The organism is Muriventricola aceti (assembly GCF_025567565.1).
Lineage (GTDB): Bacteria > Bacillota > Clostridia > Oscillospirales > Oscillospiraceae > Lawsonibacter > Lawsonibacter aceti.
In genome coordinates this window covers 24,340-40,208 of the sequence record NZ_JAOQKF010000012.1, presented here as the reverse complement: position 1 = coordinate 40,208, position 15,869 = coordinate 24,340, and the positions used below count along the sequence as shown (strand labels likewise).

At 48.5% G+C, this 15,869-nt stretch carries 13 protein-coding genes and 3 pseudogenes; 12 read left to right on the top strand and 4 right to left on the bottom strand.

Features of this window, described 5'->3' with window-relative positions; all coding sequences use genetic code 11:
- Position 1: 1 nt before the first annotated feature.
- The 6 genes from OCV64_RS12760 (at position 2) to OCV64_RS12735 (ending at position 5,066) form a co-directional block, all read left to right on the top strand.
- Positions 2-1,030 carry a branched-chain amino acid ABC transporter permease gene (locus OCV64_RS12760; RefSeq protein ID WP_207721925.1) on the top strand — a complete coding sequence of 343 codons (1,029 nt, stop codon included), beginning with the start codon at positions 2-4 and terminating at the stop codon, positions 1,028-1,030.
- Positions 1,031-1,048: 18 nt separating this feature from the next.
- The gene (locus OCV64_RS12755; RefSeq protein ID WP_186852592.1) at positions 1,049-1,828 is read left to right on the top strand and encodes an ABC transporter ATP-binding protein; all 780 of its coding nucleotides are present in this window, start codon (positions 1,049-1,051) and stop codon (positions 1,826-1,828) included.
- Positions 1,815-2,525, top strand: coding sequence for an ABC transporter ATP-binding protein (locus tag OCV64_RS12750; protein ID WP_262670248.1), 711 nt, complete (start codon positions 1,815-1,817; stop codon positions 2,523-2,525). The genes OCV64_RS12755 and OCV64_RS12750 overlap by 14 nt, the downstream gene beginning before the upstream one ends.
- A gap of 38 nt (positions 2,526-2,563) precedes the next feature.
- Positions 2,564-3,733 (top strand): pyridoxal phosphate-dependent aminotransferase, encoded by a 1,170-nt coding sequence (locus OCV64_RS12745; protein WP_240287646.1) that lies wholly within the window; start codon positions 2,564-2,566, stop codon positions 3,731-3,733.
- Positions 3,734-3,930: 197 nt separating this feature from the next.
- Positions 3,931-4,917 carry an alcohol dehydrogenase gene (locus OCV64_RS12740; protein WP_394803842.1) on the top strand — a complete coding sequence of 329 codons (987 nt, stop codon included), beginning with the start codon at positions 3,931-3,933 and terminating at the stop codon, positions 4,915-4,917.
- Positions 4,917-5,066 (top strand): flavodoxin family protein, encoded by a 150-nt coding sequence (locus tag OCV64_RS12735; RefSeq protein ID WP_147571797.1) that lies wholly within the window; start codon positions 4,917-4,919, stop codon positions 5,064-5,066. Before OCV64_RS12740 ends, OCV64_RS12735 begins: the two co-directional genes overlap by 1 nt.
- 269 nt (positions 5,067-5,335) lie before the next feature.
- On the opposite strand, the gene radA is transcribed toward OCV64_RS12735, so the two are convergent.
- The 3 genes from radA to OCV64_RS12720 form a co-directional block, all read right to left on the bottom strand.
- A complete protein-coding gene (radA, locus tag OCV64_RS12730; protein ID WP_262670247.1) occupies positions 5,336-6,709 on the bottom strand; it encodes a DNA repair protein RadA in 1,374 nt (457 codons plus the stop codon).
- A gap of 137 nt (positions 6,710-6,846) precedes the next feature.
- Positions 6,847-7,473, bottom strand: a complete 627-nt coding sequence (locus OCV64_RS12725) for a manganese catalase family protein (RefSeq protein WP_147571795.1) — start codon at positions 7,471-7,473, stop codon at positions 6,847-6,849.
- Positions 7,474-7,941: a spore coat protein CotJB gene (locus OCV64_RS12720; protein WP_240287650.1), complete on the bottom strand. Its 468-nt coding sequence runs from the start codon at positions 7,939-7,941 to the stop codon at positions 7,474-7,476. It lies immediately after the preceding gene.
- A gap of 249 nt (positions 7,942-8,190) precedes the next feature.
- Here OCV64_RS12720 and OCV64_RS12715 point away from each other — a divergent pair, with 249 nt between their 5' ends.
- A complete protein-coding gene (locus OCV64_RS12715) occupies positions 8,191-8,883 on the top strand; it encodes an N-acetylmuramoyl-L-alanine amidase (protein WP_186852587.1) in 693 nt (230 codons plus the stop codon).
- A 266-nt stretch (positions 8,884-9,149) separates the two neighbouring features.
- Here the strand turns inward: OCV64_RS12715 and OCV64_RS12710 are convergent, their stop codons facing one another.
- The gene (locus OCV64_RS12710) at positions 9,150-9,761 is read right to left on the bottom strand and encodes a hypothetical protein (RefSeq protein WP_262670246.1); all 612 of its coding nucleotides are present in this window, start codon (positions 9,759-9,761) and stop codon (positions 9,150-9,152) included.
- Between the two features lie 550 nt (positions 9,762-10,311).
- On the opposite strand from OCV64_RS12710, the pseudogene OCV64_RS16280 reads away from it, so the two are divergent.
- The 5 genes and pseudogenes from OCV64_RS16280 to OCV64_RS12680 form a co-directional block, all read left to right on the top strand.
- Positions 10,312-11,213: pseudogene (locus OCV64_RS16280) on the top strand (DUF6017 domain-containing protein).
- A 5-nt stretch (positions 11,214-11,218) separates the two neighbouring features.
- Positions 11,219-11,701 (top strand): PcfB family protein, encoded by a 483-nt coding sequence (locus tag OCV64_RS12695; RefSeq protein WP_262670243.1) that lies wholly within the window; start codon positions 11,219-11,221, stop codon positions 11,699-11,701.
- Positions 11,698-13,071, top strand: a pseudogene (locus tag OCV64_RS12690) (VirD4-like conjugal transfer protein, CD1115 family); the annotation flags it as partial. The gene OCV64_RS12695 and the pseudogene OCV64_RS12690, both read left to right, overlap by 4 nt.
- A 582-nt stretch (positions 13,072-13,653) precedes the next feature.
- Positions 13,654-15,465 carry a reverse transcriptase/maturase family protein gene (locus OCV64_RS12685; RefSeq protein WP_262670242.1) on the top strand — a complete coding sequence of 604 codons (1,812 nt, stop codon included), beginning with the start codon at positions 13,654-13,656 and terminating at the stop codon, positions 15,463-15,465.
- A pseudogene (locus OCV64_RS12680) lies at positions 15,464-15,859 on the top strand (TraM recognition domain-containing protein); the annotation flags it as partial. The gene OCV64_RS12685 and the pseudogene OCV64_RS12680, both read left to right, overlap by 2 nt.
- Positions 15,860-15,869: the final 10 nt, after the last annotated feature.

Below are 15,869 nucleotides of genomic sequence, written 5' to 3'. Positions count from 1 at the left end.
TATGAATATAAAGAAATTGATTAAGTCGATTTACCCCGCCTTAATTGTTGTCCTTTTATATGTAGTTGTAACGGTCCTGCGCTCTGTGGGTATCCTAAATGGCTATTATATTCAAGTCATGATGTTTGCCGGCATCAACATTATGATGACAGCCAGTCTGAACTTGGTCAATGGCTTTACTGGACAGTTCTGTATTGGCCACGCTGGCTTTATGTCCCTAGGTGCTTATGGAGCCGCGGTCATTACCACCATGGTATTTGATGGTAAGAATATTCCGGTAGTTGCCCAGGTCCCTGTCTTTTTGTTAGGCCTACTGGTAGGAGGGTGTGTGGCTGCCTTGGTAGGAGTGCTGATTGGGATGCCCTCCCTAAAGCTAAAGGGGGACTATTTGGCCATTGTTACTCTGGCCTTTGGTGAAATTGTCCGCGCTATCCTTCGTCTGATCCAGCCGATTGGCGGAGCCAGAGGCATGATTGGCATTCCAAATTACTCCAATTTTGCCTGGATCTTATTCTTTATGGCGTTGACGTTATATCTATTGCGTAACCTTATCTATTCTCCCTACGGCCGCGCCTTTATCGCAATTCGGGACAATGAGATTGCTGCAGATGCCATGGGCATCAATACTACCCGCTACAAGATCACATCGTTCTGTATCGCTGCCTTTATTGCCGGCGTAGCAGGCGGCCTGTATGCTCATGTGCTAGCCTTCATTCAGCCGGACTCCTTTAGCTTTACAAAGAGCTCCGATTTCTTGGTCTACTTGTATGCCGGGGGTTCCGGATCTCTGACTGGTTCTATTTTGGGCGCCACACTGTTGACCATCCTGCCTGAGGTTCTCCGCTTTTTGGCCGACTGGCGCCTGGCGGTGTATGCGGCTATTCTGGTCATTGTGATGCTCTATCGCTCAGAGGGGCTTTGTGGTGGCAAGGAAGTTCCCTTTATGCGTATTTCTCGTGCGTCCCTGTACGAGACTCCGCTGTTTGGCTCAAAGAAGGATAAAGAGCCTGCGGGTGTCTCTAAGTCCTGAGAAGGGAGAAGTGGTGATATGAGTCTTCTTGAGGTCAAAAACCTCTCTATCATGTTCGGTGGGCTTTGCGCCGTGGATAATTTTAATTTGGAAGTTGAAAAGGGCGAATTAATTGCCATTATTGGGCCAAACGGTGCAGGAAAGACAACCGTATTTAATATGCTGACCGGTATTTACAAACCCACCACCGGTACCATTAAGCTAGATGGGGTGGATATGGTAGGGCTTAAACCCTATCAGTTTGCGCGACAGGGGATTACCCGAACTTTCCAGAACATCCGCCTGTTCTCTAATGCCAGTGTGGCGGACAATGTAAAGATGGCCCATACTATGCATAACGACCAGAATCTAGCCAAATGTTTTTTGCGTACACCGGGCATGGTGAAGAGCGAAAGGGAGCTGGATGAGAAGGTCATGGGTCTGTTAGACCGTCTGGGACTGGCCGACAAAGCAAATTTACTAGCAAAAAATCTGCCCTATGGCGATCAGCGCCGTCTGGAAATTGCACGTGCCCTGATGACGGATCCCAAGATCCTGTTGTTGGATGAGCCAGTAGCTGGTATGATTACCACTGAACTGGAGGATATGGCGAACCTGGTAGCACAGATTCGCAAGGACTTTGGTGTGACTATCATTTTGATCGAGCACCACATGAACTTTGTAATGCCTATTGCGGACCGCATCAAAGTCTTAGACTTTGGTAAGACCATAGCGGAAGGGGTGCCCGCCGAAGTGCAGGCCAATCCGAAGGTTATCGAGGCATACTTAGGAGGAGGCTATCAGAATGTCGCTACTTGAGATTCGGGATCTTCATGTGTCCTATGGAGCCATTAATGCGGTACAAGGCGTTTCCTTCTCGATGGAAAAAGGGGAGATTGTGGCGTTGATTGGGTCCAATGGCGCTGGAAAGTCCACCATTCTGCGCACCATCTCTGGTCTGGAGCACGCAAAAAGCGGGTCAATTCTGTTTCAGGGAACAGAATTGACCAAGATGAAGCCCCATAAGGTTGTAGAACAGGGCATTGCCCATGTGCCAGAAGGCCGCCGGGTATTTTCGAAGATGTCCGTCACTGAAAACCTGACTATGGGAGCCAATCTGATAAAAGATAGAGCTTTCATAAAAGATGGTCTGGAACGGGTATTTACTATCTTTCCACGACTGAAAGAGCGTGAAAAGCAGCAGGCTGGGACACTTTCTGGAGGTGAGCAGCAGATGCTGGCGTTAGGCCGGGCCTTGATGACCAACGGAAGCCTGTTAATGCTAGACGAGCCTTCCATGGGGCTGGCTCCTATTGTTGTAGAAGATATTTTTCGCGTCATCAGGCAAATTAATGAAACTGGCACTAGCATCTTGCTCATCGAACAGAACGCCTTTTTAGCTCTGAATACGGCCTCCCACGCTTATGTGCTGGAGACGGGGAAAATTACCATGCAAGGTGCCTCTCAGGATTTGCTAGCTGATGAGCGTGTGAAGGCAGCCTATCTGGGTGCCTAAGCATATACAACAAACTGATTTGTAGGAGTGAATGAACGATGCAGTTGTCAAATTTGGCCCAAAATCTGGGTGGATCAGTCATTCGGGAGATGTTCAATGAGGCCTTGAAAATGGAGGATACTATCAGCTTTACAGTTGGCGAGCCGGACTTTATCACTCCGCGCCCCATCATTGAAGAGGCATGCCGATGCTGGGAGTCCGGTATGACTCACTATACCCCGAACAGTGGCGTGTTGGAACTGCGCCAAGCGATTGCGGAGTACCATGCCAATGATCTGAAGCCTGATCCCACAAACCAGATTATGGTGTCCTGCGGTGCCACTGAGGCGATCCAGATGGCTTTGTTCACCTTGGTAAATCCCGGTGATGAAGTCATCGTAATCACACCGGCCTGGCCTAATTATTTTGGACAGATTGGTATGGTGGGCGCCAGAATGATCTGTGTCCCAGCACGTGAGGAAAACGGATTTATCCCAGATCCTGATGACATCAAGGCCGCGATCACACCTAAAACAAAAGCTATCATTCTCAACTCACCCTCTAATCCTACCGGTGCGGTGATTGACAAGGATACTTGCAAAGCCCTGGCTGACCTGCTCCGCGAGCGGGATATCTTTATCATTGCCGATGAGATATACAGCCGGTTAGTTTATGATGATGCGGGCTATACCAGCATTACCTCCTTTGATGGAATCATGGAAAAGACTGTGTACATTAGCGGCTTCTCCAAAATGTTTGCCATGACTGGCTGGCGCCTTGGTTATGCGATCTCCCAGCCTGATATTATCCGTAACATGACTAAACTGCACGAGAACGGCGCTTCCTGTCTGCCGGCCCCCAGCCAGATTGCGGCCGCCTGTGGGCTACGTCAGTGCCAGTCTGAGATTGAGAATATGCGGCAGAGCTATCTTCGCCGCCGTGACCTGATCTGTTCACTGATTGACCAGACACCTGGTCTGTCTATTAAAAAGCCAAAGGGCGCCTTCTATGCCTTTGTCAATGCCAAGGAACTGACAGAGTTCACCGGGATGAATTCCCGTGACTTGTGTATGGATCTACTGAAGAAGACCGGGGTCGTTACTGTCCCTGGATCCGGATTCGGTGACAGTGGGGAAGGATTCATCCGAATTACCTACGCCACCTCTGACGAAAATATTAAGAGGGGCTTTGAGCGCATCCAGGGCTATATTCAGGGCCTGGGATTTTGAATCTAAATCTATGATCAAATGAAGGGCAGGGGCCTTGTCTGGGGACAGGGCCTCTGCCTTTGTTTTGATTCCCTTGAATTTTATTTTGGAAAATGCTATGCTGGAATCAAGAAACTACAATGGAGCGGATAATGAATATGTTAGCCTATACTTTTTTGGAACAAGGAACATTCAAATTGTTGGAGAAAGAGAGACCAGTGATCTTGGATGACCGAGACGCGATCGTGCGGGTCACCTTAGCCAGCATTTGTACCAGTGACCTCCACATCAAGCATGGCTCTGTACCAAGAGCAGTGCCAGGTATTACGGTCGGCCATGAGATGGTGGGCGTAGTAGAGAAGGCTGGTCCTGCTGTATTATCAGTGAAGCCTGGTGACAGGGTCACCGTAAATGTAGAGACTTTCTGTGGGCACTGTTTTTTCTGCCAGCATGGCTGGGTGAATAACTGCATAGACCCAAATGGTGGCTGGGCCTTGGGCTGCCGCATCGATGGCGGGCAGGCAGAATATGTGAGAGTTCCCTATGCGGACCAGAGCTTGGATAAGATCCCTGATTCCGTGACTGACCGTCAGGCCCTTTTTGTAGGTGACATTCTGTCTACAGGTTATTGGGCGGCCCAGATATCAGATATCAGCCCTGATGACACTGTGCTTATCATCGGGGCCGGCCCGACAGGTATATGTACCTTACAGTGTGTTTTGTTAAAAAGTCCAAAACGTGTGATTGTATGTGAGCGGGAAGAACAGCGCCTCCAGTTTCTCCACCGTTACTATCCTCAGGTGCTGGCGACCACACCGGAAAAAGCACTGGACTATGTACGGCGAAACAGCGACCACGGCGGCGCGGATGTAGTGCTCGAGGTCGCTGGTGGAGCGGAAACCTTTCGTATGGCCTGGCAGTGTGCCAGACCCAATGGCACTGTGGCAGTAGTGGCGCTGTATGACGGTCCTCAGCAGCTGCCCTTGCCCGAAATGTACGGGAAAAATCTGACCTTCAAGACTGGTGGTGTGGATGGTTGCAGCTGTGCGGAGATATTAAAGCTGATCAAGGAGGGAATGCTGGACACCACGCCGTTAATCACCCATACCTTTCACCTAGAGGAGATTGAGGCGGCCTATGACCTCTTTGAACATCGGCGGGATAACGTGATAAAAGTGGCTATTGAGATGGGGGAGAAGTCCTAATGATCTTATATTTTTCCGGAACTGGAAACAGCCGTTATGCCGCTGAACTTTTGTCAGAGCAGTTGAATGAAGAACTCCTGGATCTAGGAAAACGAATCAAAAGTGGTGAAAAAAGCCAGATTTTTCTGCTAGACCTTTGGTTTTTGTAAGTTTTCCTTATATTTAAAATTAGAGACGTGTCACTGAATTTGTATCTTTCTATATATCCGTCAAGCTTCCAAACCAAATCTCATATCTTTTCCACTCTAGGACATACTACTTACTCTCGATACTGGAGGTGAAAAGAATGAGCTTGATCGTGTGCACTGATTCCTGTGTTTATCAGAAGGACGGATACTGTTCTCTCTACCGAGCCGCCTCCTCCGGGTTAACTTCTAGCTCCAGCTGTATTAATTTTGTTCCCTTAAGTAAAAAAGCTTTACAGCAACGTCGCCAGAGCCTCCCGAATACTGGAAACCCGGATTAACTCTAGTCCCTCCGGAGCAATTAGTTTGCCCTGGACACGCTTTGGAATCAGACATTTTGTAAAGCCTAGCCGCTGGACTTCGGACAGGCGTTGGCCTAACGCACTGACTGCCCGAAGTTCTCCGGTCAGCCCCACTTCCCCAATAGCAGCAAGATCATGAGGTACCGGTCTGTCCCGAAAACTGGAGGCCATAGCCAACACAACTGCTAAATCTGCCGCTGGTTCGTCTAATGTTAGCCCTCCAATGACATTTAGATAGCTGTCACAATTTCCCAGTAAAAGGCCGCCGCGTTTTTCCAGCACGGCCAGCAACAACATGGTGCGGTTATATTCGAAGCCATTGCTCACTCTTCTAGGATTTCCTAGGCTGCTGGGCACCACTAGGGCCTGGATCTCTGCCAGCACCGGGCGTACTCCCTCCATAACACAGGTAACACAGGTACCCGGAGCATCCATGGGACGGCCAGCTAACAGAGTTTCCGAGGGGTTTGGCACTTCACACAGTCCACCATCCTCCATCTCAAAAACACCAATCTCATTGGTCGCGCCAAAGCGGTTCTTGGCCGCCCTTAAAATGCGGTAGGCCATATGCCTCTCACCTTCAAAATAAAGGACACAGTCTACCATATGCTCCAGCACCTTAGGCCCGGCAATAAAGCCCTCTTTGTTCACATGTCCGATGACAAAAACAGTAATTCCCTCTCCCTTTGCAAGCTGCATCAACGCCAGTGTGCATTCCTTTACTTGGCTTACGCTTCCAGGGGCGGCATTCACATCCCCGTGGTATAAAGTCTGAATAGAATCCACAATGAGCACATCAGGCTGGAGATGATGAACTGAATCAATCATGTTCTCCAGATCGGTTTCCGCCAGCAGATGAAGCCCCTCCTCTGCCACGTTTAGCCTCTGCGCTCGGAGTTTGATCTGCCGTTCGGATTCCTCTCCTGATACATACAAAACTGTGGCAAACCGGCACAGATTATCGCAGATCTGCAGCATAAGTGTGGACTTTCCAATGCCAGGTGCACCGCCTATCAGAACCAGCGATCCCTTGACCGCACCGCCTCCCAGAACCCGGTCCAGCTCTCCCATTCCTGTACAAAATCTCAGCTCATCTGTGATCTCCACATCTTTCATGAGTTTGGGACGGTGACCGGCCACGCCAGCCGCGGAACCTCTGGGATGGTTAATTCCTGCTTTTTTGACGGGCTTTTCTGTGGGTTGCTCTACCACCGTATTCCATGCGCCGCAGGCAGGACATTTCCCCTGCCATTTTGGCATCTCGTTCCCGCATTCTGTACAGTAAAAGAGAGTCTTTGCTTTCATCGTCCTGCTCCTTCTGGTGCCGAGTTTGATTTATTTTATTCTAGCAGGTTTTCGCCTTATTGTAAATCTGTACGGACAGTTTCTATCAGCTTTGAGAAGAGCCAGGCCCCCTAATAAAGGGGAGCCTGGCTGTTTTTTTAACCTCTAGCAGGAGTCCTGGGTTGTGCTTTGTCAAAGGCCGGGTTAGTAAGGTAGACGTTTCTTGCGTCCATCTTCTCTTTGCACAGGCGCAAACACTCGCCAAATCGCTGGAAGTGGACAATTTCCCGCTCTCGCAGAAAACGGATGACGTTGTTGACATCTGGGTCATCGGAAAGGCGGAGAATGTTATCATAGGTGAGGCGGGCCTTTTGCTCGGCCGCCAAGTCTTCAGTCAAGTCGGCAATGACATCGCCGGTAGATTGGATAGAGCCGGCGCTCCAAGGGAACCCGGAAGCGGCAGTAGGATAGACACCTGTGGTGTGGTCTACGAAATAAGGAGCAAAGGTTGGATTATTTCGCACATCTTCGTCGGTGAGGTTTCGAGTCAGTTGGTGAACGATGGCGGCTACCATCTCCATATGGCCCAGCTCCTCAGTGCCGATGTCCGTCAATACGCCTTTTGCCTCAGCATAAGGCATGGCATAACGCTGGGACAGATAGCGCATAGAGGCACCTAGTTCTCCATCTGGACCACCATATTGACTGATAATAAAAGCGGCCAACTTAGGATTTGGAGTGGCAATTTTTACTGGAAATTGAAGCTTCTTTTCATAAATAAACATTTACTTCACCTCATTCTGCTGGAAATTCCAAGGCCAGGGCTCCTGGAGCCAGTTGTATCGCTCTCCAGTCGCCGCCGCGGCTTTGGTCAGGGGTCCGAATTTGCTTTCGTAAGCGGCTTTGGCCGACTTTTCCATGGCGGCATACTGCTTGAAAAGGGTGAATGCCTCCGTATCGTCAGGATGGGTGTCAAGATAAATCCCAAGTTCTAGTACGACGAATTCCAGAGCCTGGAGCTCTACCAGCGGATTTGTGGGCAAAGTGGAACCTTCCACCTTCAAATGGAAGGGGAGGTTGAGGCCTGGAAAGAGTGTACCGTTGCTCAGAGCCTCACTTTGGGAATATTTATTGGGTCTATCCTGCTGAAATGGGACGTAAGGGACTGCCAGTCCTGCACAGGACGGCAGAGTACCATAATTATCAGGGCAGCTAGTCTGCAGGGGGCAGGAACTACCGATCTCTTGATTCAAAGGGATTCCCTCCTTGGTTGGATTTGAGGGGCGGATGGGCCCTCATCCCAGTGTATGGTCTGACCGGTAACGTGGTCCCTGGAGAAAAAGGGAGTCAAGGATGGAACTTTTGGGCTTTCTGGTTATCTTCTCTATTTCTTTACCAAGGAAGACAAGATTTGGTGGCCAAAATAAATTTTATTTTAAATAGGGAATATTGCTCTTGTCCGTCTCCATATGTTAGGTCGAGGTGGTCTTATGAGGCGGCGGATGTTATTGCTAGGATTGGCTATCGTGACAGTATTGTTTTTGCTGAACTGGTCGCTGCGCTTATGCATGGGGAGAATGGATAGAATAGCGTCATCTTCCTCTTTAGTAAATAGCCAGGCCAATCTGATTCTGGATGCCGGGCATGGTGGAGAAGATGGGGGTGCTGTCTCACTCACTGGTATGCCGGAAAGTCAGATTAATCTGGCAGTGGTATTGAGGATGCGGGATATTTTGGCCTTTTACGGAGTATCTCCCATGGTCCTTCGAGAAGAAGACATTTCCCTCCACGACAACAGTGCGGTTTCACTGCGTGAAAAGAAGGTATCTGATCTAAAAAATAGAGTGGCTGCTATTGAGGGACAAAGAAGTGCCACTCTGCTTAGTATCCATCAGAATACTTATCCGAATAATCGCTATCACGGCGCACAGGTATTCTATGCGCCCACAGAGGGCTCTAAGGAACTGGCGGAACATATTCAGGCGGTAGTCAAGGGGACACTCCAGCCAGAAAATGAGCGGTCGGTAAAGCAAATTCCGGATACGGTCTATCTTATGAATCATATTAGTTGTCCAGCCGTCCTGGTGGAGTGTGGATTTTTAACGAATCCAGAAGAGGAGGCACAACTGTTGGATCCAGATTATCAGAAACAACTGGCCGCTGTTCTGGTGGGGGCCTGGCTGACCGCTCCATAAGAACACAACCACCAGCTTCGCTGGTGGTTGTCTCTATGCGGGCATAGCCCTCCTTTATTTCTCACAGACGACACATCAAACGTGTAATTCAAATTCCGTCAGCCGGCTCTATCCACGCCGTTTTGATTCCTTAGTCCTTTCCTACCACCGCTTTCTCTTTCTGCACCTCTATCACTCCTACTGAGTTACGATAAATTCCTGTTTTCCGTTAATCCCTCAAGGATTAAATACACGCCAGTTGCAGTGATGTGTTCTCATGCCACAGTTTAATCGAACATAACCGTCTCAGCTAAGTCTAGATTGGTATTTGATATTTCTTGGTCTACAACAGATACCGAAGCATTACTCTTTACTCTTTCTGCTCCTGTGATATCCCATCCGCCGCCAGCAACGGCTTCGTTTGTGTTCACCATTACTTCCATATCACTATACATGAATCTTAACCAGCCTTCTGCGGTTATCGTGTCTTCTCCGAAGGACTCATAATCATCGACACCAATTAAGGAGAAGAAATCTTCAAAGGACATGTCATCTTCCATGTCTGGAAAAAGTACATTTGCTGTTGTGATGAAACCAGCGCATTTTAACTGGTCTTCATATTCGTTCATAGCCTTTTCAGCATCACCGCTCTGTGTTCCGAAAAAGTAGGAAACGTATTCCGCCTCCGGATCCCCAAAACATATAGCAGCACAATCCGGGAATCCATCTAATCTTACAATAAATTCGCCTTCGGGATACTCATTTCTTAATTCACTAAGTGTTTTTCCAATGTCATTAAAAAATTCAGGTGTTTGGTCGCTAGGGGTTGCAGGTACGCAAGCGGAAAATGCGAATGATACAAGCAAACATATGGTCACAATAACTACGTTTCTTTTCATATTAACCTCCGTTCAGCGATATCATACTGCTCTAAATGTAACATTTTTGAGGAATTTCTTGGAGTAAATCGGCAGACAAAATGATGTATTGTTTTATAAATTATAATAAGAAGTACAACAAAAAGCAAGGATTTGGAATGTTGTTCCCAATCCCCCAATTCTTGCTAATCAAAGTACATTTTCAGCAGAAATGATAAATCCGAACACATTCATCACTTAGAGAATGTAGTTCGGATTATCATTGTTTGGTCCGAGTGGCGATACAGAACTTTTTGGAAAACCCAGTAATATCAATGGTTTTCGGGCATCCGAACAGAAAAACATCTTGTATATCCCCCCTCATTAGGGCGGCTGTTTTAAAGCAGCCGCCCTTTTTCTGCCCCTAAATCCAGTGTGCGTTTTAGGGTGGAAAATCCCCTGTTTTTTCTCCTGTGGGCGGCGCGAACGAAGTCCCCCATATCCTTTCCCTCATGGGAGGCGGGGCGGTGATACAGGGGCAAAATCCGTCGAAACGAACACTTTTCAAAACCGAAGGAAGGAGGTATCCAACATGGCGGTATTCCGCATTGAGAAAACCCGTGATTATACGGTGATGTCCAACCATCACCTGCGGGACAGGTCGCTCTCGCTGAAAGCGAAGGGCCTTCTCTCCCTCATGCTCTCCTTGCCGGAGGAATGGGACTATACCACCAAGGGGCTGGCTCGGATCTGCAAAGATGGCGTTGACAGCATCTGCGCCGGGGTGCGGGAGCTGGAGGAACACGGCTATGTGATCCGCCAGCGAGTCCGCAACGCAAACGGTCAGCTCGGTGCCATCGAGTACACGATTCTGGAGCAGCCCAGACCGCCGGAACCTAAACCGGGAAAACCTGAACGGGAAAATCCAGTCTTGGATAATCCTAAACAGGCTTACCCTGTCTTGGGAGAACCTGAACAGGAAAACCCCGCACAATTAAATACTAAAGAATCAAGTAAAGATAAATCAAAAAAAGATTTATCAAGTACGGAAGGATCAAATCCTATCCGATCAAGCCCCCGCCCCCCCCCAGGGGCTCGGATAGGGCCGGACGGGATTGGATGCGGGAGCGAGAGAGCTATCGGGAATTGATTTTGGAGAACATCGAGTATGACTGTCTCATCCAGAACCACCGCCTTGACCGGGATCGCTTGGACGAGCTGGTGGAGCTCATGGTGGACACGGTGTGCTCCAATCGGGAGATGATCCGCATTGCCGGGGACGACTATCCGGCGGAGGTGGTCAAATCTCGGTTCCTGAAGCTGAACAGCTCCCACATCGAGTATGTGCTGGATCGTATGGCGGAGAACACCACCTATGTCCGCAATATCAAGAAATATCTGCTGGCTGCCCTGTATAACGCTCCAGCCACCATCGACAGCTATTACACTTCCCTGGTGAGCCACGATATGTACGGCGGCGGAGATCGGAGGTGACGCAAGTGCAGGAAGAAATCACGCAGCGGACGGTCTCCCTATCGGTGGAGGCCGGCAAGATGACGGCGGACTTGCTCCAACAGGCTGTAAAAAAGGTGCTGGAGGAGATGCAGAAGAAGCCCTCTCAGCGCACCCTTCACCAGGGGAAACAGACCCTGCACCAGCTCAAACAGCATGGGGCCTCCCTGACCAACATCGAGATCACCGAACAGAACATCAAGGCGTTTTCCGTGGTGGCGAAAAAGTATGACATTGACTATGCCCTGAAGAAGGACCCCACCACGGACCCTCCGCACTACTATGTGTTTTTCAAGGCGAAGGACAAGGATCAGCTCCAGTCGGCCTTCAAGGAGTTCACCGCCATGACCCTGGGTCGGGAGAAGCGCCCCAACATCCGGGAGCGGCTGGCCCAGGCTCAGGAACAATCCAGGACCCAGCACCGCCAGAGGGAGAAGGTCAAGACCAAGGACCGGGAGGTGACGCGATGACCGATAAGCTGAAAAAGCAGCTCATCCTCAACCTTCCGTATCTCATCTTCGTGTATCTCTTTGACAAGCTCTGCCAGGGTGTGCGGCTGGCTCCTGGGGCGGACGCCTTGGAGAAGCTGCTCCACATCGGGCAGGGCCTTTCGGCGGCCTTTGCCAGCTTGGCGCCCAGTTTCCATCTGCTGGACCTGTCCGTGGGCGCCGCCGGCGCGGTGCTGATCCGGCTGGCGGTCTACTCCAAGGGCAAAAACGCCAAGAAATATCGCCGCGGCATCGAGTACGGGAGTGCCTGCTGGGGTACACCGGCCGACATCGTTCCCTACATGGATAAGGACTTCTCCCAAAATGTTCTCCTCACCCAAACGGAGCGCATCACCATATCAAGCCGCCCCAAGGAGCCCAAGTACGCCCGGAACAAAAATATCCTGGTCATCGGCGGTTCCGGCAGCGGAAAGACGAGGTTCTTTGTCAAGCCCAACCTGCTCCAATGCCATTCCTCCTATGTGGTCACCAATCCGAAAGGTACGATATTATGCGAGGTAGGGACCCTGCTGGAGCGCAGGCAATACCGCATCAAAAGCCTGAACCTCATCAATTTCAAAAAATCCATGAGATATAACCCCTTGGCGTATATCCGCAGCGAAAAGGACATTTTGAAACTGGTGAACGCCCTCATCCTCAATACGAAAGGAGAGGGTGAAAAGAGTTCGGAAGATTTTTGGGTGAAGGCCGAGAGGCTATACTATTCTGCCCTCATCGGGTACATCTGGTACGAGGCGGAGCCGGAGGAGCGCAACTTCATCACCCTGCTGGACCTTATCAACGCATCGGAGGCCAGGGAGGACGACGAGGAGTTCCAAAGCCCGGTAGACATCCTGTTCGCCAAGCTGGAAAAGGAGCACCCGGACCACTTCGCCGTGAAGCAATACCGTAAATTTAAGATGGCGGCGGGCAAAACTCTAAAATCCATACTGATTTCCTGCGGCGCCCGCCTCTCTCCCTTTGACATCCAGGAGCTGCGGGACCTTATGGCGGAGGACGAACTGGAGCTGGACACTCTGGGCGACCGCAAATCGGCGCTGTTCGTCATCCTTTCAGACACGGACAGCACCTTCAATTTTGTGGCGGCGCTCATGTACTCCCAGCTTTTTAACCTCCTTTGCGACAAGGCGGACGACTTCTACGGAGGTCGCCTGCCGGTCCATGTGCGGTGTCTCCTGGACGAGTTCGCCAACATCGGTCAGATACCAAACTTTGATAAGCTGATTGCCACCATCCGAAGCCGTGAAATATCGGCTTCTATTATTTTGCAGTCGCAAAGCCAGTTAAAAACCATCTACAAGGACGCCGCGGATACCATCGTGGGCAACTGCGTGCGCCCAGAAGTCGCCAGCGCAATATAAATTGGCGACGTGGTACTTACAGGATACCGCCTTTAGCAAGCGGTAGGTAAAAGTATCAGGTGATGAAAAATCACAACCTATTATTCTACAACTTATCCGAGAGGGGAAACCCGAAGGGGAGTGTAGCATGTTGTTGTTCCAGTTGGAACGTAAATAGGAAAGGCGCTAATCCTATGCGTCAGAATATTTAAGAATAAAAATCAGTGTATGAGGTACAAAGCTAAACTGCCTAAACGATAGCCAGAGTGGGGGAACCCGTGCCCCGCATACGAAAAGGATTGAAACGTATGCTTTTCATGTTGGTTTCATTTCGCAGTTATGAAAGCAAGCGATACTCATGAAAGAGCAACCGCAAGACAGCGGATAAATGGCGAAAGTCGGTGCCGACAACACTGAATGCTAATCCTGTATTTACTAACTGGGGATGACCTAAACCTGGTAACAGGCATGGTCACACAGCTCCCATAGTAGTCCGAGACGTTAATGACGTTCACATGGCGAAGGGGAGCAGCTTATCAGAAAATACTAAAATGAAGGAAGGTGCGAGAGGCATTGAGAAATCCAACTGAGGTATTGAAAAATTTGATGGAAAAGTCAAAGAATGAAACTTACAGATTTCAGAGATTATACAGAAATCTGTACAATCCGGAGTTTTATTGGCTTGCGTATAAAAATATCTACGCAAATGATGGCAGTATGACTGCCGGAGCTGATGGAATAACGATTGATGGCATGGGTAACGAGAGAATTGAGAGGATTATTTTATCCTTAAAAGACCGAAGTTACCAACCTAAGCCTGCAAGAAGAGAATATATTGCAAAGAAAAACAGCAGTAAAAAACGTCCTCTGGGTATTCAGTCGGGGGATGATAAACTCGTGCAGGAAGTCGTTAAGATGATTTTGGAGAGTATTTATGAGCCTGTGTTCAGTAATAAATCACATGGGTTCAGACCAAACAGAAGCTGTCAGACAGCACTGAAACAGATACAGAACACCTTTACTGGTGCGAACTGGTTTGTGGAAGGAGATATACACGCTTGTTTTGACAGTTTCGACCACCATGTAGTTATCGACCTCTTGAAAAAGAGGATTGATGACGAAGCGTTTATCCAGCTTATATGGAAATTCCTAAAAGCAGGATACATGGAACAATGGACATTCAACAGAACCTATAGCGGAGTGCCGCAGGGGTCGGGAGTCAGTCCAGTGCTGGCAAATATTTACCTTCATGAATTGGACAAATTTATGGAAAATTATGCAGAAAACTTCAATACAGAAGCCAAGAAGAAACATTTTTCTACTGCATATAAGTCCAGTGTCGGTAAGGCATACAGATATAGGAAAAAGGGCAGAGAGATATGGGATAGTCTGTCTGATGAAGAAAAGAAAATCAGATGCAAAAATCTTAAGGAACTGGAAATGATTGAAAAATCTACAACACCTTACGTCTATAACGACAGTAATTATAAAAGGGTGCAGTATACGAGATATGCGGATGATTTTATCATCGGGGTTATTGGTAGCAAAGCAGACGCAGAAGCTATCAAGAAAGACGTGAAAATATTCCTGCAAAAAGCATTGAAATTAGAAATGTCAGACACTAAGACAAAGGTTACGCACACTGGAGACAGAGCAAGATTTCTAGGTTACGACATTACGGTATCAAGAGTGCAGACGTTACAGAAGGCTTCTAACGGAAGGGTTCAGAGATGTCAGACAGGAGTTGTTAAACTGTATGTTCCACGCGAAAAATGGGTAGGTAAGTTAATTGAATACAAAGCAATGAAAATCAAAATCAACGAAAACGGAAAAGAGAGATTTGTAGCCCTTCATAGGGGAACACTGGTAAACCAGAGCGATATTGAAATTCTCGCAAGATACAATGCAGAAGTCCGTGGACTATATAATTATTACTCCATAGCGAATGACTCCTTTAAAATAGGGAGATTTGCCAATGTAATGAAATACAGCATGTATAAAACATTTGCGTGCAAGTATAAGACGAATGTTCATGAGATTAAGCGGAGATATTGCAGAAACGAATTATTTACAGTTGCGTATGAAACAAGGCAGGGAATGAAAACAACAACATTCTACAGGGATGGTTATAAACGGAAGGAATGTGCTACAAAGTTTGATAATGTAAGCGAGCTTCCGCAGTTTTCAAAATATGCCAAGACTAACACTCTCAAACAGAGAGTGGAACGTCATACTTGTGAATTATGCCAAAAAGACTGTAGAAATCTGGTAATACACCAAGTTAAGAAACTCAAAGATTTAAAGGGAAATACAGAGTGGGTACTACTCATGCGAAAAAGGAGACGGAAAACACTCGTGGTATGCCCCGAATGCCTTACCTCATGACAGCACCTTGTTTTTGGGAGGCAAGGAGAAATCCACTCTGAAAGAAATTTCGGAGCTGCTGGGGAAAGAAACGATTGACAGTTTCAATCAATCGGAAAACCGTGGCAGCCAGGTTTCTCACGGCCTCAACTATCAGAAATTAGGAAAGGAGCTGATGACCCAGGACGAGATCGCAACGATGGACGGAAACAAGTGCATCTTGCAGCTTCGCGGGGTGCGGCCGTTTTTCAGCGACAAGTTTGATATAACGAAGCATCCCCGCTACAAGTACCTTGCCGACGCCGACAAGAAAAACATTTTTGACATTGAACGGTACATGAAACGCAAACCGGCCATTGTGAAGTCGGATGAGCCTTTCGAGATGTACGAATTGACCGCAACGGACCTTCAATAACAATTCTACA

Bases quoted from the DNA above. Each gene is read 5' to 3' on its own strand.
- OCV64_RS12745 (WP_240287646.1), top strand. From the start codon at position 2,564: ATGCAGTTGTCAAATTTGGCCCAAAATCTGGGTGGATCAGTCATTCGG.
- radA (WP_262670247.1), bottom strand. From the start codon at position 6,709: ATGAAAGCAAAGACTCTCTTTTACTGTACAGAATGCGGGAACGAGATG.
- OCV64_RS12750 (WP_262670248.1), top strand. From the start codon at position 1,815: ATGTCGCTACTTGAGATTCGGGATCTTCATGTGTCCTATGGAGCCATT.
- OCV64_RS12710 (WP_262670246.1), bottom strand. From the start codon at position 9,761: ATGAAAAGAAACGTAGTTATTGTGACCATATGTTTGCTTGTATCATTC.
- OCV64_RS12715 (WP_186852587.1), top strand. From the start codon at position 8,191: ATGTTATTGCTAGGATTGGCTATCGTGACAGTATTGTTTTTGCTGAAC.
- OCV64_RS12735 (WP_147571797.1), top strand. From the start codon at position 4,917: ATGATCTTATATTTTTCCGGAACTGGAAACAGCCGTTATGCCGCTGAA.
- OCV64_RS12755 (WP_186852592.1), top strand. From the start codon at position 1,049: ATGAGTCTTCTTGAGGTCAAAAACCTCTCTATCATGTTCGGTGGGCTT.
- OCV64_RS12760 (WP_207721925.1), top strand. From the start codon at position 2: ATGAATATAAAGAAATTGATTAAGTCGATTTACCCCGCCTTAATTGTT.
- OCV64_RS12725 (WP_147571795.1), bottom strand. From the start codon at position 7,473: ATGTTTATTTATGAAAAGAAGCTTCAATTTCCAGTAAAAATTGCCACT.